Below are 24,781 nucleotides of genomic sequence, written 5' to 3'. Positions count from 1 at the left end.
AGTGGTCCCATCCGGAACCCGAGGCCCGCGGGGTGTTACTTGACCAGACCGAATTCGCCGGCGAGTTCCTTGTATTCGGCGACCTGCTTGTTGACGAAGGCCGTGAGTTCATCACCGGTCATCGACAGTGGGAACAGATCACGTTGCTCGCGCAGCTTGGCGAAGTCCTCGTCGGCGAGCAGGGTGTCGAACTGGGTCTTCCACCAGTTGAAGTCCTCGTCGCTGACTTCTGGGCCCATGTAGAAGCCGCGGATCACCGGCCAACTGATGTCGTAGCCCTGCTCCTTGGCGGTCGGCAGGTTCGACAGCTTGCCTGGCAGGCGATCATCGGACAGCACCGCGAGCACCCGGATCTTGCCGGCTTCGAGCTGAGGCGCGACCTCTCCCAATCCGCTGCTGGTGACCTGGACATGGCCGCCGAGCATGGCGGTGAGCGTCTCGCCGCCGCCTTCGAAGGCGACATAGCGAAGTTTCTTCGGATCGACGCCGGCGGCGCGTGCAATCAGTGCGGTTTGCATCCAGTCCTGCCCGCCGATGGTGGCGCCAGCACCGAAGACCACGCTGCTGGGGTCTTTCTTCACCGCCTCGATGAGATCGTCAAGGTTCTGATAAGGCGCATCGGCGCGTACCGAGATGGCGCCGTAGTCGGTGCCGATGCCGGCCAGCCAGCGCACGTTGGTCTCGTCATAGCGACCGAACTTGCCCTGTGCCAGATTCAGTAGCGAGCCGCTGGAAAAGGCGGTGATGGTCGAGGGATCGCCAGCACGCTGGGCGATCACCGCGTTGTACGCCACCGCGCCGACGCCGCCGGGCATATAGGTGACGCGCATCGGCGCCTCGAGCAAACCTTCATCCTTCAGGCCACTCTGGGCCAGCTTGCAGGTCAGGTCGAAGCCGCCACCGGGCTTGGCCGGGGCGATGCATTCGGGTCGCTTGGGTTCGGCCATCAGCTGACTCGAGATCACCAGGCAGGTCGAGAGCAGTGCGAAACGACGGATTGCATTCTTCATGGTGTTTCCTCTGTTTTCTTATTGTGGACGGCTTTACCAGATCGGCAGGCTGTAGCTGACGATCAGGCGGTTCTCATCGGCGTCACGGGCGAAATCGGAACGGAACATGGCGTTACGCATGCGTACGGCGACGTTCTTCAATGGCCCGGTTTGCACCACGTACTTGAGCTCGATATCGCGCTCCCACTCGCTGCCGTTGCTGCCGCCGCTGTATTCGGCGTTGTCGCCGGAAACGTAGCGTGTAAGGAAGGTTAGGCCGGGAATACCGATCGAGGCGAAGTTATAGTCGTAGCGGGCCTGCCAGGAGCGCTCGTCGGCATTGGCGAAGTCGTTGATCTGAACAAAGTTGGCCAGGTAGGGGTCGCCGCCATCGATGTAGGCGTAGCCGGTATCACCGTTCATCTGCTGGTAGGCGAGGCTGACCTTATGGCCACCGAGGCTGTAGCCGAGCATGCCGTTCCAGGCCTGATTGTCGATCTTGCCGGCGTTTGCTGCGCCGGTGTCATCGCTGATCATCAGACGCAGATCGGCGGTCAGCGCCGAGTCCTTGCCCAGCGGCTGGACGGCCTGCAGGTTGAAGAAGTGCTGGCGATAAATGTCATCGAGCTCAGCGGCATAGTAAGTACCGGTGAAGCGGTCGTTGAAATCGTATTTGGCCCCGGCGTAGGTCAGATGGTCGGCTTCGGCGGCGCTGTCGAAACGACCGTTCTTATTGTTCAGTTGCAGGTCTTGGGAATTGGTCGAGGCACGGTCGATGACCTTGTCCAGACGCCCGCCGGTGAGGGTCAGGCCGGTCACCTCGCGGGATTCCAGCATGGCGCCCTCGAACACCTGGGGCAGGGTACGGCTGTCGCTGGCTTTGACCACCGGCGTTTCCGGGATATGGCTGCCGTAGCGCAGTTCGGTCTCGGACAGCTTCGCCTTGGCCGTCAGCCCCAGGCGGCTGAATTCGTCCGGGGTGCTGCCGTCGTCGTGCACTGGGAGCAGATCGGTGCCGGTGCGACCGCCGCCGGAGTCGAGCTTGATGCCGAGCATGCCCATGGCATCGAGGCCGAAGCCGACGGTGCCTTCGGTGAAGCCCGATTCGATATTGAGCAGAAAGCCCTGCGACCATTCTTCGCGCTTGGACTGGCCGGTACCTTCGCGGAAGTCGCGATTGAGGTAGATGTTCTGAGTTTGCAGGGTCGCATGGCTGTCTTCGATGAAATCGGCCTGGGCCAGCGGCGCCAACGAGGCGGCAGTGATGGCGAGGGCAAGACGAGCACGTGCGGGGTTGTTTCTGACGACAGTCAGCATCCTGTATCTCCACTCTTGTTTTTGTTGTGACGGCAATGCCGTTGCAGGTGGATCGAGCCACCTGATTGCGATCCTAGGCGGCGAAACTTTCGCCAGGCTTTCAAGGGCGAAAGCAGCGTGCGGTGCGCCTTGCCGCTACACTGGCGCTCCGTTCCGTGTGTGGCAGAGGACAGGCAAATGCGGATTCTCCTGGTCGAGGACCATCCCCAACTCGCTGAAAGCGTGGCGCAGGCGCTGCGCGCGGCGGGCTGGACGGTGGATCTGCTGAATGACGGGGTGGCGGCCGATCTGGCGCTGGCGACCGAAGACTATGCACTGGCGATTCTCGACGTCGGGTTGCCCCGGCTCGACGGCTTTCAGGTGCTGGCACGCCTGCGCGAGCGTGGCAAGACGCTGCCGGTGCTCATGCTCACCGCACGCGGTGAGGTGACCGATCGCGTGCACGGGCTCAATCTTGGCGCGGATGACTACCTGGCCAAGCCATTCGAGTTGTCCGAGCTCGAAGCAAGGGTCAAGGCGCTGCTGCGGCGCAGCGTAGCCGGCGGTGAGCGCCAGCAGAGCTGCGGTGCGCTGGTGTATGACCTGGACGCCCGGCGCTTCAGCCTCGACCGGCAGCCGCTGAGCCTGACCTCGCGCGAGCAGGCGGTGCTCGAAGCGCTGATCGCTCGACCCGGGCGGGTCATGAGCAAGGATCAGCTGGCGGCGCAGGTTTTCGGTCTCGACGAGGATGCCAGCGCCGATGCCATCGAAATTTACATCCATCGTTTGCGCAAGAAGCTCGAGGGCAGCGCGGTACGTATCGTCACCTTCCGGGGCCTGGGCTATTTGCTGGAGACGGTGGATGGCTGAAACGTTGCCGCCAGGCGCTGGCAGCCTGCGTGCCGGGCTGTTACGCCGATTGGCCGTGCTGCTCACCTTGATGCTGCTGTTCAGCGGCTGGAGTGCCTACTGGAACGGCCGCGCGGCAGCCGATTCGGCCTACGACCGCACGCTGCTGGCCTCGGCTCGGGCCATCGCCGAGGGGCTGGTGGCCAACGACGGCAAGCTGCGCGCCAATGTGCCCTACGTGGCCCTGGACACCTTTGCCTATGACAGTGCCGGGCGCATCTACTATCAGGTGCTTGATACCGAAGGCCGGCTGGTCAGCGGCTATGAGGACCTACCGGCCCCGGACGCCGATGTCCGGCGTACCGACGATTATCCGGCATTGGCCCGCTTCTATGACGGCGCGTTCAGGGGCGAGGGCGTGCGTCTGGTCAGTCTGCTGCAGCCGGTCAGCGAGCCGGCGCTCACCGGTATCGCCGAGATTCGCGTGGCCGAAACCCTGGGTGCCCGCGAACGTATGGCGCGCGGCCTGCTCACCGACACCCTGTGGCGAGTGGGATTGCTGGCGATCACCGCGTTGCTGCTCGTCTGGCTGGCAGTGAGCGCCGCGCTGCGTCCATTGGGCAAGCTCAGCGAGGCTGTGGAGCTGCGCCAACCGGACGACCTGCGACCGTTGCCGCTGGTGACGGTGCAGCGTGAACTGAAGCCGCTGGTTGCCGCACTCAACCATTTCACCGAACGGCTGCGCGGCCAGTTCGAGCGACAGGCGCAGTTCATCGCCGATGCCGCTCATGAGCTGCGCACCCCCTTGGCTGCTCTCAAGGCGCGAATCGAGCTGGGCCTGCGCGAACAACAGCCGCAGCGCTGGCAGGAAACCCTCGAAGAAGCGGAGGCGCATACCGACCGGGTTATCCACCTGGCCAACCAATTGCTTTCGCTGGCGCGCATCGAAAGTGGCGCGCAAGCGATCGCCGAGGGCGGCGCGCAGCGCCTGGATCTGAGCCGGCTGGCCCGTGAGCTGGGGCTGGCAATGGCTGCGCTGGCGCATAAACGAGGTGTCGCGCTGGCGCTGGAAGCAGATCATCCGGTGTGGATTCACGGAGAGCCGACGCTGCTCAGTGAGCTGTTGAGCAACCTGCTGGACAATGCCCTGGCGCATACGCCGAACGGCGGCAATGTGGTGTTGCGCGTGCGTGACGAAGGTGTGCTGGAGGTTGAGGACGATGGCCCTGGGATTGCGCCCGAAGAGCGTGAGAAGGTTTTCGCACGCTTCTACCGGGTACAGCAGCAGGGGCAGGGCGCCGGGCTGGGGTTGGCCATCGTCGGCGAGATCAGCCGGGCCCATCGCGCCACCATCGAGCTGGGGCAGGGCGCTTTGGGCGGGCTGCTGGTCAGGTTGCGTTTCCCACCGAACATCGATTGACTCAGATCAGCTCGTCCGGCTCGGCGAACGCCACTTGATTGCGGCCGTTGCGCTTGGCTCGGTAAAGCGCGGCATCGGCGGCGGCGAGCAAACGGGTCGGGGAACAGGCCATTGGCGGCTGGAGCGTGGCCACGCCGATGCTGATGGTCAGGTCGAGGCGCGTCTCGTCGCAGATCGGGTGCAATGCGGCCACTGCCATGCGGATCCGCTCGGCCTGCTCGCCAGCCTGGTGGGGGTCGACGCCGGGCAGCGCTATGACGAATTCCTCGCCGCCATAGCGCGCCACCACGTCGCCGGCGCGCTGACCATGCTGCTTGAGCGTGGCGGCCACCAGACGCAGGCATTCGTCGCCGAAGGGATGCCCGTAGGTATCGTTGACCTGCTTGAAATGATCGATATCCAGCATAAGCACCGAAAGCGGCTTCTCGACGCGCTGCGCGCGGCGGATCTCCTCGTCGATCATCAGATCGAAGTGACCCCGGTTGGACAACTGCGTCAGGGCGTCGGTGATACTCATCCGGGTGAGTTGTTCGTTGACCCGCTCCAGGCCGCGCTTGGCCTCTTCCAGCGCTCGGGTTCGCTCGGCCACGCGGGCTTCCAGCGCCTCGTTGGTGCGCCGCTGCACCTCCAGCGTCTGCTGCTGCGCTTGCAGACGCGACTCACGTTCCTGAGCCAGCGCCTCCACGGCCCGTAGGGTGCTGTGCTGGGCTTCGATGCGGCGCTCACGTTCGTGGTTGATGCGCTCGGCCAACGCCATCGACAGCAGCACGAACTCGACGAACATGCCGATCAGCTGACCGTTGAGGGTCCAGAGGTTCAACGGCAGCACGCCCTGCAGGGCCAACAGGTGGGCGACGGTGAAGAACAGCAGCGTCGACCAGGCTATGGTGAACCGGCCCGCTGAAGCATTGCCACGGATCCACAGCGTGATGGTCACCGCGATGGTCAAGCCGCAATGGAGCAGTGCTATCGCTTCTATCGCCAGATAGCGCGTCAGGGCCGGTGCGAACAGGATCGCCAGGAGCACTATGGCCCAGTAGCCCAGCAGCAGCCGCGTGACCAGCCAGACCCAGCCGCCATAGCGGCGGATATTCAGGAAGCGACTGGCGAACACCAACGGGGTGAAAAAGCACAGCGCCGCCGAAAGGCCGTAGAACCGATGCGAGAATCTCGGCGATTCAGGCCAGAGGAACAACTGGCCGAATCCGGTGATGGTCAGCACGTAAAACAGCGCACTGAGCAAGTAGATGACATAAAGCAGATAGCTGAGGTCGCGGGTAAACACGAACAGGCTGCAGTTGTAGAGAAGGATTACCAGCATGCCGCCGAAAAACAGGCTGATCATGGCGACATCGGAGATCTTGCTGGAGATGAACCCCGTTTCGTCGGCGATCGTCAACGGCAGCGCGATCAGCTCACGCGACTGCACACGCAGGTAGACCACCGCTTCTTCTTCGGCATGCAGGGCCAGTGGATATACGAAGTTGTGATCGGCCCGTAGTCGCTCACGCATCGGCAGGGTGTCGCCGGCCCGCATCGGCGGGCCCCATTGCTCGCGCGCCGGGTAATACAGCTGTACCCGAACTAGGTCCAAAACCGGCCACTTCAGGCTGAGATACCAGATGCCCTCTCGGGTGGCAGGGTTACGTAGGGTGAATCGCAGCCACACGCCGTCGGGTTGCCGCTGTAAACTGGGCCGCTCGAGGGGTTGCCAGCGCCAGGCAGCGCTACGGGCGGTGTCGAAATCCGCCTCCGGATTACCGGAGAGGTACTCGATGGCCCCAACCTGTAGGTCACGAAGGTTGTGCGAAGCCATTCTCGGCGTGACGTCCGCCGCCGCCTGCCCAACATAGGCCATCAGCAGGACGAACAGGGCGACGATCGACGATGGTTGGCAACGCATTCGCTAAAGCCTTTTGAAGTTCCCTGACACCCAAGCAGGTCGGCGGCTGGTACGGATGTCGTGCTGCTGGCGTCAAAAACGATACGGCTATTGTCGCTTCGATGCCAGCGCCGTGTCCTGACATCGGACGAGCCGGCAAGGCGCTCTGCGCGTTCGGAACGCGCGCCGGGCGGACGAGTCAGATGACGGGCAGGAATCGCTGCCACTGATCGGGGGTGCTTTTCGCATGTGTTTTGCCCCAGGTGTGGCTCGCGAAATCCGATGGCCTGCTAGACTCCCATCTTCTCGCCGATGCTCACGAGGCCGCGCGAGACAATCCAAAACAACCAATAAGGAGTGAATCCATGAAAGGCAAATCCTTGGCATGGATATTTTCCGCCGCTTTGGCGGGGACTGGGCTGAGCGGTGTGGCTCAGGCGCAAGAGCAATTCGTGACCATCGGCACCGGTGGTCAGACAGGCGTTTACTATGTCGCCGGGCAGTCGATCTGTCGCTTCGTCAACCGCAACGCTGAAGACCTCAAGTGCAACGCACCCGCCAGCGGCGGCGGCGTAGCCAACGTCAATGGTCTGCGCAGCGGCGAATTCAACTTCGGCATCATGCAGTCGGACCATCAGTACAAGGCCATGGAAGGTCTGGAGCCATTCAAGAGCGAAGGCAAGATGGATGACATCCGCGCTGTCTTCTCGCTGCAGAGTGAGGTCTTCACCGTGCTGGCGCGCCGCGACGCCAATATCAAGGGCCTGGACGACCTCAAGGGCAAGCGGGTCAACATCGGCAACCCCGGTTCCGGTCAGCGTGACACCCTCGAAGAAATCATGAAGGAAAAGGGCTGGGACAAGTCGGTCTTCGCCCTCGCCGCGGAGCTCAAGCCGGCCGAGCAGGCCAGCGCCCTGGGCGACAACAACATCGATGCCATGACCTATTTCGTCGGTCATCCGAATGGCGCGATTCAGGAAGCCACCACCACCGTCGACGCCGTTCTGGTGCCAATCACCGGCCCTGAAATCGACAAGCTGTTGTCCGAGAAGAGCTACTACACCAAGGCTGAAATCCCAGGTGGCATGTACAAGGGCAATGACAGCGCCACTCAATCGATCGGCGGCAAGGCGGTGCTTTCCACCACTTCCAAGGTCGACGCGGATGTGGTCTACAAGCTGGTCAAGTCGGTGTTCGAGAACCTCGAGCGCTTCCAGCGCCTGCATCCGGCATTCAAGGATCTGAAAGCCGAAGACATGATCAAGGTCGGCCTGTCCGCACCGCTGCACGAAGGCGCCGAGCGCTACTACAAGGAACGTGGCTGGCTGTAACGGGCTCCGGCCTGCTGCATCGAAGCGGCAGGCCTGCCGTCCGCGGCTTTCGTCTGAAAACCCGTGTGCCCCGTGCCACGGGTTTTCGCGGTTCCGATACCTGAAAAAACAGGCCACATTCCATGCAAGACAAAGAACTCTCCACAGAAGAGCTGATCGCCAAAGACGTCGGTGCGCGGATGCCCGAAGGCGCCATGGCGAAACTGATCGCAGGTCTGGCGCTGCTCTGGTCGCTCTTCCAGCTGTGGATCGCCTCGCCGCTGCCCTTCATGTTGCGCATCGGCGTGTTCAACAATACCGAAGCCCGGGCTATTCATTTGGCGTTTGCCCTGCTCCTGGCTTTTCTGGCATACCCCGCATTCAAACGGTCGCCGCGCGATCGCGTGCCATTGATCGATATCGCGCTGGGGCTGATCGCCGCGGCGAGCGCCGGGTATCTCTTCGTCGCCTATGAGCAACTGGCGCAGCGTCCCGGCAACCTGACCACGCTGGATCTGGTCACTGCCTGTATCGGCATTCCCTTGTTGCTCGAGGCCACGCGCCGCGCGCTGGGCCCAGCGCTGGCGATCATCGCGCTGGTCTTCCTCGGCTATAGCCTGGCGGGGCCGTACATGCCCGGCCTACTGGCGCACCGTGGTGTCAGCTTCACGGCCCTGGCCAACCATCAGTGGATCACCACTGAGGGCGTGTTCGGCATCGCGCTGGGTGTGTCCACCAGTTTTGTCTTCCTCTTCGTCTTGTTCGGTGCGCTGCTCGAGCGGGCCGGCGCGGGTCATTATTTCATCCAGCTGGCGTTCAGCATGCTCGGCCATTTCCGTGGCGGGCCGGCGAAGGCGGCGGTGGTGGCGTCGGGCATGACCGGTCTGATTTCCGGGTCGTCGATCGCCAATGTGGTCACCACCGGTACCTTCACCATCCCGATGATGAAGCGCACCGGGTTTTCAGCCGAGAAGGCCGGCGCGGTGGAAGTGGCGTCCTCGGTGAACGGCCAGATCATGCCGCCGGTCATGGGCGCTGCGGCCTTCCTGATGGTCGAGTACGTCGGCATTCCCTACGTCGAGGTGATCAAGCATGCCTTCCTGCCGGCGCTGATCTCCTACATCGCGCTGGTCTACATCGTTCATCTCGAATCGCTCAAGCTGGGTCTCACCGCGCTGCCACGGGCCAGCGTGGCCAAACCGTGGGTGCAGCGGCTGATCGGGTTCGCGTTTGGCGTTGCCCTGATTTCCGGCATTTCATTGGCCGTCTATTACGGTCTTGGCTGGATGAAGCCGGCCCTCGGCGACGCGGCGATCTGGGTGATCGGGGCGCTGTTGACGGCGGTCTACCTGGCCCTGCTGAAAGTCGCGGCGAGCAATCCGCCGCTGCCACCGGAAGACCCCGACGCACCACTCGAGAAGCTGCCGCAGACGCGCCCGGTATTGTTGGCCGGCCTGCATTTCCTGCTGCCGGTGGTCGTGCTGGTGTGGTGCCTGATGGTCGAACGGCTGTCGCCCGGTCTATCGGCCTTCTGGGGCTCGGTGATACTGGTCATCATCCTGTTGACCCAGCGTCCGCTGCTCAGTTGGATGCGCCGCGATGGCACCCACCAGCACGGCACCTTCGTGGACGGTGTGGTCGATCTGCGTGAAGGCTTGATCGCCGGCGCGCGCAACATGATCGGTATCGGCATCGCGACCGCTGCGGCAGGGATCATCGTCGGCGCGGTTTCACAGACCGGTGTAGGTCTGGTGCTGGCCGATCTGGTCGAGCTGCTGTCGATGGGCAACCTGATGTTGATGTTGCTGCTCACCGCGTTCCTCAGCCTGGTCCTCGGCATGGGACTGCCGACTACCGCCAACTACATCGTGGTGTCGAGCCTGCTGGCGCCCGTTGTCGTGGCGTTGGGGCAGCAGAGCGGGCTGATCGTGCCGCTGATCGCGGTGCATCTGTTCGTCTTCTACTTCGGCATCATGGCCGACGTCACGCCACCCGTTGGCCTGGCTTCGTTCGCCGCAGCGGCGGTGTCCAAGGGCGATCCGATCAAGACCGGCATCGTGGCGTTCTACTACAGCCTGCGCACCGCCGCGCTGCCCTTCCTGTTCATCTTCAACACCGACCTGTTGCTGATTGACGTGGACTTCTGGCACGGCGTGGTGATCTTTATCGTCGCGACGGTGGCGATGCTGATTTTCGCGGCTGGCACACAGGGTTACTTCCTGGTACGTAGCCGCTGGTATGAAAACATCCTGCTATTGCTGGTCGCCTTCACCCTGTTCCGTCCCGGTTTCTGGATGGATATCGTCCACGACCCCTATCGTGACATTCCGCCGTCACAGCTGGTCCAGGCGATGGGCGCGGTGGAAGAGAACAGTCAGCTGCGGTTGCGCATACGCGGTGAAGATGCGGTCGGCGATACGCGTGAGTTCAGCCTGCTGGCCGCCATTCCTGACGGCGAATCCGGCGAAGAGAAGCTGGAAAAGTTCGGCCTGATGACTTACGAGGAGGATGGCAAAGTGCTGATCGACAGCGTGACCTTCGGCAGCCCCGCCGCCGAACTGGGTCTGCAGTTCGATCAGGAAATCGTCGCGGTGCGCGCGCCCACCGATCGTATGGTCAAGGAGTGGATGTGGTTGCCCGGCCTCGCGCTGTTCGGCCTGGTGATCTGGTTGCAGAGACGACGCAGGGTACACTGATCGGCGTAACCGACGGTCCGACCCCGGCGTGCTCAGCATCGCCGGGGTTTTTTTCGACCTGCCGAAAATCCGGTCGTCTATGCCTGGCCTGAGCCGACATTGCCAGCCGGGGCGGGCGCAGTTGTGCTTCAGGCCGGCTTGCCGGGTAGCTGATGCTCCGCGGCATTAACGTCAAGGGTCGGTTCGGTCGGGACGCGGCCCTTGCCACTGGCATGGCCTTCCAGCGCCGCATAACCGGCGCTGCAGAACAGCGAATTCAGGCGTTTCATGTCGGCGATCAGCTCCAGATGCGTAGCGCTGGTTTCGATGCTTTCTTTCACCTGTTGATGCAGTCGATGCACGTGGGCATGTGCCAGCTCGCGTTCGAGCTTGCGAAACTGACGCTTCTGCTGCAACAACTGGCGGGCGCTGTGAGTATCGCCGGAAAGGAAAACCGACAGGCCGAGGCTCAGATTGGCGCTGAGGAGTGCGTGCAGCTGGCTGAGTTCGTCCAGCCCCCGGTCAGAGAAGGATCGACGCTTGGAGGTCTTGAGGTTGTGCACTTTGCCGAGCATGTGCTCGATGATGTCGCCGGCCTGCTCCAGATTGATCGCCAATTCGATGATTTCCGCCCAGCGCTGGCTTTCCTGCTCAGCCAGGTCTTCACGCGGCATACGCGCCAGGTAGAGCTTCACACCGCTGTAGAGCGCATCGACATCGTCATCCAGCCGACGGATTTCCTCGCCCGGCTCTGGCCGATCTTCATGCAGCGCTTCGCGCAGGTGCGCCAGCATGGCTTCCACCAGATCGCCGATGCGCAAGGTTTCGCGTACCGCATTGGCCAAGGCCAGCGTCGGCGTATCCAGCGCGGTGGGATCGAGATGTCGCGGCTGCGCAATGCCGTTATCCACCAGCCGCTCCGGCAATAGGCGTTCGCACAGTCTGGCCATCAGGCCCACCGTGGGCAGTAACAGCACGCAGCGCAGCGAGTTGTACGCCAGATGAAAAGCGATGACCTGGGTCTGGACGCTGAAGCCCAGGGTCGCCATCCATTCGACCAATATCGGCAGCAGCGGCAAGACCAACAGACCGGCCAGCTTGTAGAGCAGGTTGCCAAGCGCCACCCGACGAGCCGGCACGGGTTGCGGGGTTGCGTTGAGCCACGCCAGCACGCCGCTGCCGATATTCGCGCCGATGACGACACCGAGGGCGACCGGCAGGCTGATCAATCCGGCACCGGCCAGGGTCGCGGTCAGTAGAACCGCGGCCAGGCTGGAGTACGAGAGCACGGCGAACAACGCCCCCACGACCGCCGCCAGCAGAGTATCGCCGGCCAGCGAGGAGAACAGCACACGCATGCCGCGTGCCTCGGTGATCGGCTCGGCGGTGACCACGATCAGTTGCAGCGCCAGAATGATCAGACCGAGGCCGATCAGCACGCGCCCGAGCTGGCCGGTGCGGGTTTGCTTGCGAGACAGAAACAGGCACACCCCGACCAGGGTGCACAGCGGCGACAACCACGACAGGTCGAAGGTCAGAATCCGCGACATCAACGCCGTACCGACATCGGCACCGAGCATGATCGCCAGCGCCGTGGGCAGGGTCATCAGGCCCTGGGACACGAAGGAGATAGCCAGGAGTGCGGTGGCGTTGCTGCTTTGCACCAGGGCGGTGACACCGATACCGGCAGCGAACGCCAACGGCGAGTTAGCCATGCTGTGGCCCAGCAGCCGCCGTAAATGCGAGCCATAAACGCGCATGATCCCGGTACGCACGATATGTGTGCCCCAGACCAGCAATGCGATGGAGGACAGCAGGTGCAACAACGTCAACATCAGGCACGGCCTTCGGCTGTTCGGTGATCGGCGGCCACGACACGCCACGCCAGAGGCGGTGGTGAGCAGTGGATGATGATCGGTTGACCGTTTCTGGAAGCCGGATGTTCACGAAAGGTTCATCCACGGCGGCGCCGTGGATGCGTCTGTCGTTCAGCGTGGCGAGTAGTAGCCCACACCGAGCAACACATCATCGACCCGGCGGATCAGCGAATGCTTCTGCTCCACCGCATTGGTGGCAGGGTTGCGCCAGACATAGTCGACCGTCCCGATGCCCTTGTCCTTGGCCAGCGCGATCATCTGCTTGAACAAGGGGGTGCCGGCGGCGTCGGTGATCTCGCGAACATCGACACCCACCAGGTTGGGCGAGGCACCGCTGGCGCGGTACTTACCGTCCTCCAGACCGATGACGAAGACATATTCGTCGTTCATCACGAAGCCGCCCTGCGGATCGTTGAAGGCCTTGAAGGCCGCCTCGCCACCCGAGTGCTTCATCAGCGCCACGGCCTTATCCAGCATCTTCTGCGCCTGCTCGGCGGAGGAGCGCGGTATGTAGTAACCGACCACGAGTATCCGGTCGCCAACCTTGCGATACAGGCTGACCTTGTTTTCCACCTTGTTGTCGGCCGGATTCAGCCAGTGGTACTCGACCTGACCGTTATCGGCCGCCTTGGCCTGCTCGATGATCTCGTGAATGAACGGCTTGCCGGCGGCGTCCTTGAGGTCCATCACGTTGAGCCCGACCAGCGCGCGCGACGCGCCGTTGCTGGCGAGCATGGTGCCGTCCAGGCTGAGGGCGAAAACGTAGTGCTGGCCATCGACGAAGCCGCCTTGGCGGTCGTTGAAGGACGCCAGGGCCTGTTCCGGCCCGTTGCTTTGCAGATGCGCGACGGCGCGGTCGAGCAGGGCGCTGGCCTGGCGCGCATGGCTGCGTTCGACCGAGCCTTTGGCCTGGGCACCCTCGGTGGTGGCATAGGCCAGCGGTGAAGCACAGAGGGCTGCGCCCAACGCGAGGATCAGCAGGTTCCGGTTGTTCAATTTCATCGATTGCTCCTAGCCTGAGGCAGGCGACAGGGTGCAGAGGTGCATGAGGGACTGCCTGCAAGGAAATATCCTATTTGCCGTGAGGGAATTGATATTGATCACAAGGACCGTTGATTACCTGCGAAAGGAGTAGGGAAAAACGTCGCACCGGCCATCTGCGACACCGCCCGCGGCGCGAGCGGAACTTGCTACCCTTGGCCGCTGATTCCGTCGAAGCCGCCGCCATGCTCAGCCTCTACCACGCCCCCGATCTGGAAACCCTCGGCGAACTGGCCACGCGCCTGCTCGCCCAGCCACTCGCCGACCCCTTCGCCCCGGCGCGGGTGGTGGTGCCGAGCCAGGGCATGGGCCGCTGGCTGACGCTGGAGCTGGCGCGCAAGCAGGGCATTGCCATGCAGCTGGAGATGCAACTGCCGGCGAAATTCGTCTGGGACTTGAGCCGCACCGTGTTGGGCAGCCTGCCGGAGCAATCGGCATTCTCCCCCACGACCCTGACCTGGCGCCTCTACGGCTGGCTCTGCGAGCCGGTCAATCTCGAACTCGCGCCGCGCCTGGCGCAGTACCTCGATGGCGGCGACGAACGCCGGCGCCTGTCCCTCGCGGCGAAGATCGCCGACGTCTTCGACCAGTACCTGCTCTATCGCGATGACTGGCTGGCGACCTGGGAACGCGGCGAAACCCTCGACCTCGGCCCCGACGAAGCCTGGCAGGCGCTGCTCTGGCGCGAACTGACCAAGGACGGCCACCCGCACCGCGCGCGCCTGCTCGGCGATCTGCTGCAACGTCTGTACCGCGACGAGCCCTTGCCCGGCCTGCCCGAGCGTCTGCTGGTGTTCGGCATCAGCAGCCTGCCGCCACACCATCTTCGCGTGCTCGACGGCCTGGCGCGGCATATCGACGTGGTGGTCTGCGCGCTCAACCCGAGCCGTGAGGCCTGGGGCGAGATTCGTGACATCCGGGAATTGGCCCGGCAACCGGAGAGCGGAGCAGACGATTGGTATCTGGACGTCGGCCATCCGCTGCTGGCCAGCCTGGGTAAACAGGGCCGCGACTTCTTCGATTCCCTGTTCAGTCTGACTGCCAGCGAAGGCAGCCAGGAGTTCGGCCTGTATTCCGAAGACGAAGACCTGCACGATGACAGCCTGCTGCATGCCTTGCAGAACGACATCCTGCGCCTGCGCACCCGCCTGCCCGATGAGCGGATCACCCTGGCCGAGAACGACCGTTCGCTGGAGGTGCATATCGCCCACTCGCCGCTGCGTGAGGTGGAAATCCTCCACGACCAGCTGCTGGCACGCTTCGCCGCCGACCCGGCGCTGACGCCGGATCAGGTGGTGGTGCTGACCCCCGATATCGAGCGTTACGCGCCCTTCATCGAGGCGGTGTTCGCCTCGCGCGAGGGCAGCCCGCGGATTCCCTACAGCCTGGCCGACCGCAGCCTGCGAGCCGAGATGCCGCTGATCGAGGCCTTCCTCGAATTGCTGATGCTGGCCCAAAGTCGCTTCGCCGCCGAGGAAATCCTCGCTTGGCTGGAGCAGCCGGCGATTGCCCGCCGCGCCGGCATCGAAAGCGAGGACCTGCCGTTGCTACGCGATTGGCTGCGTGAAGCCGGGGTGCGCTGGGGCCGCGACGGTGGCCAGCGCGCTCGCTTGGGCCTGCCGTACGAATCAGCGTTCACCTGGCGCCAAGGGCTGGACCGCCTGCTGCTGGGTTTCGCCGCGCCGCCGCAGCTGGCGGGCGACGACGCGCCGCTGCTCGGTGAACACTGGCCGCTGGATGCCCTGGAAGGCGCTCGTGCGCAGTTGCTGGGACGGGTGGTGGAGTTCGTCGAGCGCCTCGGCATGCTGGCCGATCAGCTGGCCCGGCCGCGTCCGCTGGCCGAATGGGCGGATGATTTACAGGTGCTGATCGACACCCTGTTCGACGAGCGCGAAGCCGGCGATACCTTGCTGCTATTGTCCCAGGCCTGCGCGGCGCTGCGTGACCAGGCCCAGGCCGCCGACCTGACCCGACCCATCGAGCTGGAGCTGGTGCATCAGCAGCTTAGCGCGGCGCTGCAGCAAGGCGGCGGCGCCTCGGGCTTTCTAACCGGTGCGGTGACTTTCTGTACCATGGTGCCGATGCGCAGCCTGCCGTTCCGCGTGGTCTGCCTGCTCGGCCTGGACGATGGCGCCTTTCCACGGCGCACGCCGCCGTCGGGCTTCGACCTGATTGGTCGTCACCCGCGGCGGGGCGATCGCGCCCGACGCCTGGACGACCGCTACCTGCTACTCGAAACGTTGCTCTCGGCGCGTGAGGCGCTGTACCTGTCCTATGTTGGTCGCGACCCGCGTGACAACGCCGTGCTGCCGCCCTCGGTGCTGCTCAGCGAAGTGCTCGAAGCGGTGGACATGACCGCCGTGCTGGCCGACGAATCGCGATCCGCCAGCCAGAAGATCCTGGTCGCCCACCCGTTGCAGCCGTTCTCGCCGCGCAATTTCGGCCACGTGCCCTGCGCCGGTTACTCGCTGCCCTGGTTCCTCGCCGCCCAGCGCCTCGCCGAACCGCCGCAGGCCCAGCCGCAACCGTTCGCCAGCCTGCTCGCCGAACCGGATGAGGCCTGGCTGACTATCGAACCCTCGCAGCTGTTGCAGTGCTTCCGCCACCCGGCGCGCTTCCTGTTGGAGCGGCGCCTGGGTTTGCGTCTGGCCGATGCCCAGGAGTCGCTCGCCAGCGACGAGCCGTTCGACCTGGAAATGCCGGCCTGGAACGGCCTGCGGCGCTTGTCCTTGCAGGCGATGGAACACGGCTGGAGCGATGAGGACGAACGCCGCATGGCTTGCGCGGCAGGCTGGCTGCCGACGGGTGAATTGGGACAGGCGCTGTGGGGCAAGCTGCGCGGGCCGGTGCGTGCCTTTGCGCCCCGGCTGTTCGAGCTGCGTCCGGACGCGGCGCCCGAGCCGCTGGCGGTGGACATCACCCTGGCGGGGGTGCGCGTGCATGGCTGGCTCGACGGCGTTACCCCGGCCGGACTGTTCGGCTGGAAGCTCGGCCGCCTTGGCGAATGGGATCTGCCGCCGTTCTGGCTGCGCCATTTGCTGCTCAATCTATCAGCCACGCCCGGCATCGAGCGCAACAGTCTTATGCTATCGCCCGCTGGTGACTGGCAACTCGGGCCGCTGGCCAATGCGGCCGAGCTGCTGGAGCCCTGGCTGGCGGCCTATCGTTGCGCGATCCGCGAGCCGCTGCCATTGCTGCCGCGCAGCAGCCATGCCTTCGCCAGGGGCTACCGCAAACCGAGCCGCGGCAGCGAGCCGCTGGATTGCGCCCGCAAACGCGCCCGCGAAGCCTGGCTGGGTGCGGAGTTCAGCCCCATCGCCGCCGAAGCTGAAGACCCCTGGAATGCGTTGGCCTTTCGGGACCGCGACCCGCTGGACGAACGCTTCGAGGTGCTGGCCGAACAGCTGATCGGTCCCGCGCTGGATGCTCTGGCTGAAGAAGAGGAGGAAGCATGAAACTCGACCTGCTCGATTCGCCCTTCGACGGTCGCTCGCTGATCGAGGCCAGCGCCGGCACCGGCAAGACCTGGACCCTTACCGCGCTCTATGCCCGCCTGCTGCTGGAGGGGCAGCTGTCGGTGGGGCAGATCCTCGTCGTGACCTACACCACTGCCGCCACCGCCGAGCTGCGTGAACGCATCCGCGCGCGCCTGGCCGATCTCTTGGCGGTATATGACGGCACGCCGAGCGATGACGACTTTCTCAATCGGCTCCATGCACGCTACCCGGACGAAGCCTCGCGGCGGCGCCTGCTGCTGGCGGTGCACGGCTTCGACGAGGCGGCGATTTTCACCATCCACGGCTTCTGCCAGCGCGCCCTTCAGGACGCGGCCTTCGAGGCCGGTGGCGATTTCGACAGCGAGCTGACCGCCGATGACCGCGAGATCATCGATGCGCTGCTCGCCGACGCCTGGCGCAGCGAGTTGGCCGATGCCGATCCGGCCTGGGCGCGTTTCCTGGCCAAGAGCCGCATCACGCCGCTGTGGTTGCGCCAACGGCTGCGCAGTCATCTGGGCAAGCCCTATCTGCGGGTCGAGCCGCAGGGCGCGCCGATTAACGCCGATCTGCGTCCTGTCGAAGCCGCCTGGCAGCGCGCCGCAGCGCTGTGGCAAGAAGCGGGCACCGCCTGGATCGCCGAGCTGCTGGCCCATGGCGGGCTCAGCCAGAGCACGCACAAAAGCATCAAGTTTGCGCCTTGGCAAGCAGAGCTGGACGCCTATTTCGCCGATCCGGCAGTGATGTTCGACCTGCCCGAGGGCGCCGCCAAATTCGGCGTCCGCGCACTGAGCAAGGCCTGCAAGAAGGGCCATGATGCGCCCGTCTGCGAATTGGCCCATGCGCTGGACGAACTGGTTGATCAAGTTGCCGAGGCGCTGCCAGCGGGTAAGCAGCGGTTGATCGCGCTGCAGGTCGCGCTGCTGGAACGACTTAACCGCGAGCTGCCCGAACGCAAGGCGGCGCAGCGGCTGCTGGCCTTCGACGATCTGCTCAATCGTCTGGATCAGGCACTGCAAGGCCCGGTCGGTGAGGACCTGGCGGCCTCGTTGCGCGCCACCTACCCGTTGGCGCTGATCGACGAATTCCAGGACACCGACCCGATCCAGTACGCCATCTTCAATCGCATCTATGCCAAGGCCAGCGAGGCGTCGTTGTGTTTCGTCGGCGACCCCAAGCAGGCGATCTATGCGTTCCGCGGCGCGGACCTGGCGACCTACATGACGGCCAAGCAGCAAGCCGATCGCCAGCCCTTCAACCTGCCCACCAACTACCGCTCGACGCCGGAGCTGATTGCCGCGCTGAATCGGTTGTTCGACCATCCGCAGCCGTTCGCTCAACGCGATCTCCAATACCCACCGGTGGGTGCCGCCGAAAGGCCGCGTGCCAGCTTGCGTCTGGTGGAGGAGGGCGAGGCGGCGCCGCTGTCGCTGGTCTGGCTCGGCGACGATTCGCTGGGCAAGGGCGAAGCCGCGCAGCTGGCCGCGAGCGACACCGCACGGCGTATCGCCCTGCAACTGGCAGGCGCCGCTGAGGGCCGCGCCGGTTTCGACAAAAACGGCGTGTTCACGCCGTTGAAAGGTGGCGATATTGCTGTGCTGGTGGCCAACCACCGCCAGGCCGGGATGATCGCCGATGAGCTGGCCGCGCGCGGCGTGCCCAGTGTGCGCCGTGGGCGTGACAGTGTCTGGCGTAGCGAAGAGGCGGGTGAGCTGGCCGCGGTGCTCGCCGCGTACGCCGAGCCCGGGCGCGAAGGGCTGCTGCGCTATGCCCTGGCCACGCGCCTGTTGGGGCGCAGCGCGGCCGATCTCGCCCGTTGCCAAGATGATCAGCAGCAGTGGGATGCCGAACGCGAAGCCGCCGAGCGCTATCACCAGCTCTGGCAGCAACAGGGCTTCATGCGCGTATTCCGTGCTTGGCTCGACGAGCAAGCGGTGGCCGAACGGCTGCTGAGGCGGGTCGATGGTGAACGCCGGCTGACCAACCTCCTGCACCTCGGCGAACTGTTGCAGGCCGAAAGCCTGCTGCGGCCAGGGCTGGAACCGCTGCTCGCCTGGTTCAATGCCCAGCGCGGTAGCGAAGGCGTCGGTGAGGAAGCCTTGCTGCGCCTGGAAAGCGATGCCGAGCGGGTGCAGATCGTCACCATCCACACCAGCAAGGGCCTGGAATACCCGCTGGTGTTCTGCCCGTTCCTCTGGGACGGCAAGCTGCTCGGCAAGAACCGCGACAGCGCCCGCTGCCACGATGGCAGCGGCCAGCCCTTGTTGGATCTGGGCAGTGACGAACTGGACGAAAACCTCGAACGTGCCCGCCAGGAGGTCTTCGCCGAGCAGTTGCGCCTGGCCTACGTCGCCCTGACCCGCGCCCGCGACAGGCTCTGGTTGCACTGGGGCCCGGTGTGTCTGTGCAAGCCGAAGAAGGACGGCAGCCTGGCCGATGAAGGCCTGCACAGCAGCGCCCTGGCCTGGCTCCTTCACGGCCGCGACCTCCCTGGCGAGCAACCGCTGAGCGAACTGGGCCAGCATCTGGCCGAGCTCGATGGCGGCGGCCTGCGTTTGGCCATCGAGCGGCTGGTCCAGCAGAGCGATGGTCATCTGGCCTGCCTGTCGCTTGAACCGCGTGAAGCCAGTGCCCAAGGGTCCGGTCGTGCGGCGGCGCCTGAGCAGCTGTCGCAGCTCAATCGTAGCCTGCACAGCGCCTGGCGAATCGGCAGCTTCTCCGGCCTGGCCGCCGGAATGCATATGGAAGCGCCGGACCGCGACGCCCTGGCCATCCCCGATGCCGGTGAGCCGGGCAATGGCTTCTTCGCCTTCCCCCGCGGCGCCCGTGCTGGGACCTGCCTGCACGCCATCCTTGAAGATTGGGCGCGCGGAAAAGGCGAGCTGCCGGAGCTGGTCGAACCCGCGTTGCAGGCCTATGGCCTGCCGCTGGATTGGAAGGAGATTGCCACGGCGCATCTGCAAAAGGTGCTCGAGACCGACATGGATGGTGCCGGCCTGACACTCGCCGCGTTGCAATCGGCCAGACGCCTGCCGGAACTGGGCTTCACCTTCCCGGTACTGGACCTGGATGTGGCACGGTTGCGCAGCCTATTGGTCGACCCGTCCAACGGCCTTGCCGAACCGTTGCGCGATGCGGCCGTGCGGCTGGAGTTCGACAGCCTCAAGGGCTTTCTCAAGGGCTTTATCGACCTGACCTTCGAGCACGACGGCCGCTGGTACATCGCCGACTACAAATCCAACTGGCTCGGCCCGGACGCCAGCTACTACGGTGGTGAGCGCCTGCTGCAGGCCCTGGCCGGCGAGCACTACTACCTGCAATACCTGATCTACCTAGTTGCTTTGCGCCGCTTCCTGCGCCAGCGCCTGGCCGATTTTCAAGACGAGCAGCTGGGCGGGGCCTTCTACCTGTTCCTGCGCGGGATGCCCGAGGCGGGCGTTTATTTCGCAAGACCCGATGACGCGTTGCTCGATGCGCTGGATCGCTTGTTCGAGGACGGGCGATGAGTGCCCATTCGCGGTCGAGACCGCTCCCACGGCTGGCGGGGCGGGCAGGCCTTTGTGGGAGCGGTCTTGACCGCGAATCGGCCTGCACGGCCCTTTGGTCATTATTTTTTAGGAGCGTCCGATGACCTTCGCTGATCTGCCGCTTGGCCCGCTGGAGCGTGCGTTCGTTGCGAGCTTGCAGCGCCTCGAGCCGCAGACGCCAGATGAGGTGCTGGTCGCCGCGGCACTGTGCTGTGAGGCGCTGGCCAATGGCGATGTCTGCCTGCTGCTTGAACGGCTGGCGGGTAAACGCCCATGGCCGGATCAGGATTTAATCCTGCCGCCGCTTTCGACCTGGCAAGCGCAGCTGGAGGCCTCCTCGCTGATCGGCGCTCCGGGCGACTACGCGCCGCTCACCCTGGCCGGCAACCGGCTCTATCTGTCCCGCTATCAGGCATACGAACAGCAACTGGCCGAACAGCTGCTGACCCGCGCCGCAGACGCACCGGATGTCGATGAAGCGCGGCTGAGCGACAGTCTGGCGCGCTTGTTCGCCTTCAATCAGCAGAGCCCCGATTGGCAGCGTCTGGCCGCGGCGCAGGCGGTGCGCCGGCGCCTGGCGGTGATCTCCGGCGGCCCCGGAACCGGAAAGACCACCACCGTTGTGCGGCTCCTGGCGGCACTGCTGGAACAGCCCGACGGCGAACGTCTAGCCATCGGCCTCGCCGCACCCACCGGCAAGGCCGCCGCGCGCATGGCCGAAGCGATCCGCAACGCCAAGGCCGATCTGCCGGTCAGTGATGTCGTCAAAGAAGCCCTGCCGGACGAGGCGCGTACGCTGCATCGTCTGCTCGGCAGCCGCGGCGATAGCCCCAAGGTGCGGCATGACGCAGCCAACCCGCTGGCGCTGGACGTGCTGGTGGTGGACGAGGCGTCCATGGTTGATCTGGCGCTGATGGCCAAGCTGGTCGCCGCGCTGCCGCCCAAGGCACGGCTGATTCTGCTCGGCGACAAGGACCAATTGGCCGCCGTGGAAGCCGGTGCGGTGTTCGCCGAACTCTGTGAAGGGCGCGGTTTCGATGCCCAAGCCGCCGACGATCTGCAACGCATTACCGGGCAGAACGTCCCCATCGAGACGCCGTGCTCGCGCCTTGGCGATGCGGTGGTCCTGCTGACCCACAGCCATCGTTTCTCCGGCGACAGCGGGATCGGTGAGCTGGCGCGGCGAATCAATGGCGGTGATGCGAAAGGCACTGTCGCGCTGTTGCAGGAGGGCCGCGTCGATCTGGCCTGGAATGCAACGCCAAGCTCGGGCGCCCTGGTCGAGCGACTCGAACAAGGTTATTCACCTTACCTACAGACCGCACGGCAGGCAGACCCAGCAGCGGCCTTCGAGGCCTTCAACGGCTTTCGTGCCCTGACCGCTCAGCGCGAAGGCGCCTTTGGCGTGACCGGTATCAACGAGGCGTTGGAGACGCGCTTCAAGCGTCGCCTCGGTGTGCCGGCGCGCGAACGCTGGTATCCCGGCCGCGCGGTGATGGTCCGGCAGAACGACTACGCGCTGGGCCTGTTCAACGGCGATATCGGCCTGTGTCTGAAAACCGAGCAGGGGCTGCGGGTGTTCTTCGAAGGCGACGAGGGTTATCGCGCCTTCGCTCCGGCAAGGCTGCCAAGTCACGATAGCGCCTTCGCCATGACCGTGCATAAGAGTCAGGGCTCGGAGTTCACAGAAGTGCTGTTGGCCCTGCCCGAGCAACCCAGCCCACTGCTGACACGCTCGTTGTTTTACACCGGGATCACCCGCGCCAAGCGCAAGGTGGAAATCTGGGCGTTGCCGGCACGTCTGACAGAAGCGGTCAGCACCCGCGCCGAGCGCGCTGCTGGGCTGGCCAGCCGGTTGCTGCAACAGGGGACGGCTGATGCGGCTGCGCCGCGCCAGCCACCGATGCCTGAGCCGCCTGGCGACCAGCTCAGCCTGTTCTGAACGGTATCGCAGCAAGAAGCCGGCATGAGCGCCGTTCATGCCGTTGGTTCGTGAAGTGGTTGCGCGTATCGGCGGCTGAATTCTGTTTCGATGAGCCCCTTGCGAACATCGGACACCGTACGCGCAATGAAAATTTTCTTCTTTCTGCTCTGGGGCCTGCTGAGCATGTCGCTCGGCGGCACCGTGTTGCACCGGCTCTGGCTGGAGCCGACCGTTGGCAGCGCTTTTGCGTTGTTTCTGATCGGCTACTACAGCCTGTGCTTCTTCCAACTGATCCGCGCCGCTTACCGGCCCTGGGGACTGTTCGGGCCGCGACGACGCAGTGGCTACTGGCTGTGTCTGGTTCTGCTGCCTTTAGCGCTATTGCCGCTGAGCGCGGCCTACGAGGTATGGGAAGAAGGCGGTTATCGGGTCGACGTGGATGCTCAGAGCACGCGGCTCGGCCTGTTGGTGTTCCGCCAGTTGCTCATCTGGCTGCAGGACTTGGTTGGCTACCTCGGACCGATGCTGGTTCTGGTCGCTGTCGGGCTTGGTCTGGCTGCGCTGCTGTTGCGCCTGTCTCGTGATCAGGTGGTCCGCTAGACGATTGTTCCGGTGCGCCGCGGTTGCGACAGCGGCATTGGGATAGGGTGCGTTCTGGTCATCCGATGACGTTGGGATTTTGCAATGAAGGAACATTGGAGCAGAGGATTGCTATTGAGCCTGGCGGTCAGCCTGGGCGCCCATGCTGCAGAGGTGCGTCTGGTCACCGGCGATGATTACGGCCCACTCACCGGCAGATCGCTGGCGGGCGCCGGCATGCTATCGGAGGTCGTTCAGGCGGCCTTCGCGCTGGACGGTATAACCTCTTCGCTCGCCTGGCAGCCGTGGAACCGGGGCTATCTGATGGCCCAGCGGGGCGAATACGACGCAACCTTTCCATATATCCGCACCGAGCAGCGGGAACGGGATTTCCTCTACTCGGCTCCTTTGTACGTATCGGAGCAGCACCTGTTCAGCCGAGCGGGCGATTCCGTTGAGCTGGAAAATCTGCATCGTCCCGGTGGGTTGCGGCTATGCCTGCCGCTGGGGTGGCAGTTGCCCGCGGCCATTGAGACGCTGGTCCGTCAGGGCGTACTGGAGCGGCACTCGCCGCCAGGCCTGAGTGAGTGCGCCCAATTGCTGCTGCTCGGTCGTGATGATGTATTTCTCGCCGACCTGCATCTGGGCAACTATGCACTGCAAACGACGGCGGCGCCTCGAACAAGCTTTCATGTCTCCGACACGGTTGTCGGTCACCAGACGATGCACCTCATCGTGCCGCGCAACCAGGCGGGCGCTGACCGGTTGATCCAACGGTTCGACCGGGGCCTGGCGGCCCTGCGCGCCAGCGGCGAGTATCGGCGTCTGCTGGAGCGATTGCCTGAGAGCCGCTCCCTGGTCGCTGGTCCCTAGAACTACGGGCTCGATTCAGCTATTCAGTAGCGTCAACACCAGCGGCAGGCTGGCGGCGGCGAGCAACGTCTGCAGGGTGATGATGCCGGCCATCAGGTGGCTATCGCCACCGAGCTGGCGGGTCAGGACATAGGCGGTTGGAGCTGTAGGCAAGGCGAAGAACAGCACCAGAATGGTGGTTTCCATCGTCGGCAGATGAACGATGTGGGCCACGGCAAAGGCCAGCAGCGGCACTGCCAGCAGGCGCAGGGCGCTGTTCCAGCCGAGCGCGGGAATTTCGCCGCCGAGTTCCCGTGGTTTCAGCGCGGCCCCGACACACAGAAGCCCCAGCGGCAGGCTTGCGGCGGCGAGCAGGTTAAGCAGACGATCAGTACCGCCAGGCAAACCCATTCCGGCGAGATTCACCAGAGCGCCGGCCAGGCAGGCGAGAATCAGCGGATTCTTCAGGATCGGCAGCAACAACGAGCGCACGCTGACGCCACGTTCGGCGGTCAACGCCCATACCGACATCACGTTCACGGTGGGCACCATCAAGGCCAGCATCAACGCCGCCAGTGCCAGCCCTTCCTTGCCGAACAGGCTGCCCACCGCAGCCAACCCCAGATAAGTATTGAAGCGCAGCGCGCCTTGGGCGAAGGCACCAAAGCGCGCGGCCGGCCAGCCGCGCACGCGCTTGAGCAGTAGCAGCCCCGCCCATGCCAGGCCCAGCCCCAGCATGACCGCGCCTGCCAGACGCGGTAGCGCCGGGTTGTCCAGCGGCGCGGTAGCTAGACTGCTGAAGAGTAGCGCCGGGAACAGCACGAAGTAGTTGATCCGTTCGGCACCCGGCCAGAAGGACTCGTTGGGAAAGTCTCGCAGTCGCAGGAAATAGCCGGCGATGATCAGGGCAAACAAGGGCCAGAGGGCGAGCAGAAGGGCAGTCACGCGATACATCCAACAATGCAGGTGGTCCGATAGTGGAGCGTAGCGGCGGCGCCGGCAAGTGATGGGCGTGGCAAAGGCCCACGGCAGACGCCTGCGTGCACGTTCATCGGGAAAACGGGCG

The 24,781-nt window shown here is 64.6% G+C and carries 15 protein-coding genes; 9 read left to right on the top strand and 6 right to left on the bottom strand.

What is annotated here, in order from left to right:
* Nucleotides 1-35: 35 nt before the first annotated feature.
* Together UF78_RS20610 and UF78_RS20605 are read right to left on the bottom strand one after the other, a co-directional pair.
* Complete coding sequence (locus UF78_RS20610) at nucleotides 36-1,010, bottom strand: Bug family tripartite tricarboxylate transporter substrate binding protein (protein ID WP_045164074.1); 975 nt, start codon at nucleotides 1,008-1,010, stop codon at nucleotides 36-38.
* Between the two features lie 33 nt (nucleotides 1,011-1,043).
* Nucleotides 1,044-2,306: an OprD family porin gene (locus UF78_RS20605; RefSeq protein WP_045164073.1), complete on the bottom strand. Its 1,263-nt coding sequence runs from the start codon at nucleotides 2,304-2,306 to the stop codon at nucleotides 1,044-1,046.
* Nucleotides 2,307-2,483: 177 nt separating this feature from the next.
* Between UF78_RS20605 and UF78_RS20600 the strand changes: the two genes are divergently transcribed.
* Both UF78_RS20600 and UF78_RS20595 read left to right on the top strand, forming a co-directional pair.
* Complete coding sequence (locus tag UF78_RS20600; protein ID WP_045164072.1) at nucleotides 2,484-3,155, top strand: response regulator; 672 nt, start codon at nucleotides 2,484-2,486, stop codon at nucleotides 3,153-3,155.
* Entirely contained in the window at nucleotides 3,148-4,554 is a 1,407-nt protein-coding gene (locus tag UF78_RS20595; RefSeq protein ID WP_045164071.1) for a sensor histidine kinase, read from the top strand. The genes UF78_RS20600 and UF78_RS20595 overlap by 8 nt, the downstream gene beginning before the upstream one ends.
* Nucleotide 4,555: 1 nt before the next feature.
* Here the strand turns inward: UF78_RS20595 and UF78_RS20590 are convergent, their stop codons facing one another.
* The gene (locus UF78_RS20590) at nucleotides 4,556-6,457 is read right to left on the bottom strand and encodes a sensor domain-containing diguanylate cyclase (protein ID WP_045164070.1); all 1,902 of its coding nucleotides are present in this window, start codon (nucleotides 6,455-6,457) and stop codon (nucleotides 4,556-4,558) included.
* A 344-nt stretch (nucleotides 6,458-6,801) separates the two neighbouring features.
* On the opposite strand from UF78_RS20590, the gene UF78_RS20585 reads away from it, so the two are divergent.
* Nucleotides 6,802-7,767 (top strand): TAXI family TRAP transporter solute-binding subunit, encoded by a 966-nt coding sequence (locus UF78_RS20585; protein WP_045164069.1) that lies wholly within the window; start codon nucleotides 6,802-6,804, stop codon nucleotides 7,765-7,767.
* A gap of 122 nt (nucleotides 7,768-7,889) precedes the next feature.
* Nucleotides 7,890-10,442, top strand: coding sequence for a TRAP transporter permease (locus UF78_RS20580; RefSeq protein WP_045164068.1), 2,553 nt, complete (start codon nucleotides 7,890-7,892; stop codon nucleotides 10,440-10,442).
* Nucleotides 10,443-10,570: 128 nt separating this feature from the next.
* On the opposite strand, the gene UF78_RS20575 is transcribed toward UF78_RS20580, so the two are convergent.
* Nucleotides 10,571-12,256 carry a Na/Pi cotransporter family protein gene (locus UF78_RS20575; protein WP_045164067.1) on the bottom strand — a complete coding sequence of 562 codons (1,686 nt, stop codon included), beginning with the start codon at nucleotides 12,254-12,256 and terminating at the stop codon, nucleotides 10,571-10,573.
* Nucleotides 12,257-12,409: 153 nt separating this feature from the next.
* Entirely contained in the window at nucleotides 12,410-13,300 is an 891-nt protein-coding gene (locus tag UF78_RS20570) for a cache domain-containing protein (RefSeq protein ID WP_045164066.1), read from the bottom strand.
* A gap of 224 nt (nucleotides 13,301-13,524) precedes the next feature.
* On the opposite strand from UF78_RS20570, the gene recC reads away from it, so the two are divergent.
* The 5 genes from recC to UF78_RS20545 all read left to right on the top strand — a co-directional run bounded on the left by recC (nucleotide 13,525) and on the right by UF78_RS20545 (nucleotide 23,736).
* Entirely contained in the window at nucleotides 13,525-16,794 is a 3,270-nt protein-coding gene (gene recC / locus UF78_RS20565; protein ID WP_045164378.1) for an exodeoxyribonuclease V subunit gamma, read from the top strand.
* Complete coding sequence (gene recB, locus UF78_RS20560) at nucleotides 16,791-20,339, top strand: exodeoxyribonuclease V subunit beta (protein ID WP_045164065.1); 3,549 nt, start codon at nucleotides 16,791-16,793, stop codon at nucleotides 20,337-20,339. Before recC ends, recB begins: the two co-directional genes overlap by 4 nt.
* A gap of 121 nt (nucleotides 20,340-20,460) precedes the next feature.
* Nucleotides 20,461-22,302 (top strand): exodeoxyribonuclease V subunit alpha, encoded by a 1,842-nt coding sequence (gene recD / locus UF78_RS20555; RefSeq protein WP_045164064.1) that lies wholly within the window; start codon nucleotides 20,461-20,463, stop codon nucleotides 22,300-22,302.
* 126 nt (nucleotides 22,303-22,428) lie between these two features.
* A complete protein-coding gene (locus UF78_RS20550; RefSeq protein ID WP_045164063.1) occupies nucleotides 22,429-22,884 on the top strand; it encodes a hypothetical protein in 456 nt (151 codons plus the stop codon).
* 84 nt (nucleotides 22,885-22,968) lie between these two features.
* Nucleotides 22,969-23,736, top strand: coding sequence for a substrate-binding periplasmic protein (locus UF78_RS20545; RefSeq protein WP_045164062.1), 768 nt, complete (start codon nucleotides 22,969-22,971; stop codon nucleotides 23,734-23,736).
* Between the two features lie 15 nt (nucleotides 23,737-23,751).
* On the opposite strand, the gene UF78_RS20540 is transcribed toward UF78_RS20545, so the two are convergent.
* The gene (locus UF78_RS20540) at nucleotides 23,752-24,660 is read right to left on the bottom strand and encodes an AEC family transporter (protein ID WP_045164377.1); all 909 of its coding nucleotides are present in this window, start codon (nucleotides 24,658-24,660) and stop codon (nucleotides 23,752-23,754) included.
* Nucleotides 24,661-24,781: the final 121 nt, after the last annotated feature.

It is taken from the genome of Stutzerimonas stutzeri (assembly GCF_000952685.1).
GTDB lineage: Bacteria > Pseudomonadota > Gammaproteobacteria > Pseudomonadales > Pseudomonadaceae > Stutzerimonas > Stutzerimonas stutzeri_E.
Note: the sequence above shows the minus strand (reverse complement) of the source record. Positions and strands in the feature narration are given on the sequence as shown.

What these genes read in the sequence shown, in the direction of transcription:
- UF78_RS20575 (WP_045164067.1), bottom strand. Translation starts at nt 12,256, where the DNA reads ATGTTGACGTTGTTGCACCTGCTGTCCTCCATCGCATTGCTGGTCTGG.
- UF78_RS20585 (WP_045164069.1), top strand. Translation starts at nt 6,802, where the DNA reads ATGAAAGGCAAATCCTTGGCATGGATATTTTCCGCCGCTTTGGCGGGG.
- UF78_RS20590 (WP_045164070.1), bottom strand. Translation starts at nt 6,457, where the DNA reads ATGCGTTGCCAACCATCGTCGATCGTCGCCCTGTTCGTCCTGCTGATG.
- UF78_RS20600 (WP_045164072.1), top strand. Translation starts at nt 2,484, where the DNA reads ATGCGGATTCTCCTGGTCGAGGACCATCCCCAACTCGCTGAAAGCGTG.
- UF78_RS20550 (WP_045164063.1), top strand. Translation starts at nt 22,429, where the DNA reads ATGAAAATTTTCTTCTTTCTGCTCTGGGGCCTGCTGAGCATGTCGCTC.
- UF78_RS20545 (WP_045164062.1), top strand. Translation starts at nt 22,969, where the DNA reads ATGAAGGAACATTGGAGCAGAGGATTGCTATTGAGCCTGGCGGTCAGC.
- recB (WP_045164065.1), top strand. Translation starts at nt 16,791, where the DNA reads ATGAAACTCGACCTGCTCGATTCGCCCTTCGACGGTCGCTCGCTGATC.
- UF78_RS20580 (WP_045164068.1), top strand. Translation starts at nt 7,890, where the DNA reads ATGCAAGACAAAGAACTCTCCACAGAAGAGCTGATCGCCAAAGACGTC.
- UF78_RS20570 (WP_045164066.1), bottom strand. Translation starts at nt 13,300, where the DNA reads ATGAAATTGAACAACCGGAACCTGCTGATCCTCGCGTTGGGCGCAGCC.
- recD (WP_045164064.1), top strand. Translation starts at nt 20,461, where the DNA reads ATGACCTTCGCTGATCTGCCGCTTGGCCCGCTGGAGCGTGCGTTCGTT.
- UF78_RS20595 (WP_045164071.1), top strand. Translation starts at nt 3,148, where the DNA reads ATGGCTGAAACGTTGCCGCCAGGCGCTGGCAGCCTGCGTGCCGGGCTG.
- UF78_RS20605 (WP_045164073.1), bottom strand. Translation starts at nt 2,306, where the DNA reads ATGCTGACTGTCGTCAGAAACAACCCCGCACGTGCTCGTCTTGCCCTC.
- recC (WP_045164378.1), top strand. Translation starts at nt 13,525, where the DNA reads ATGCTCAGCCTCTACCACGCCCCCGATCTGGAAACCCTCGGCGAACTG.
- UF78_RS20610 (WP_045164074.1), bottom strand. Translation starts at nt 1,010, where the DNA reads ATGAAGAATGCAATCCGTCGTTTCGCACTGCTCTCGACCTGCCTGGTG.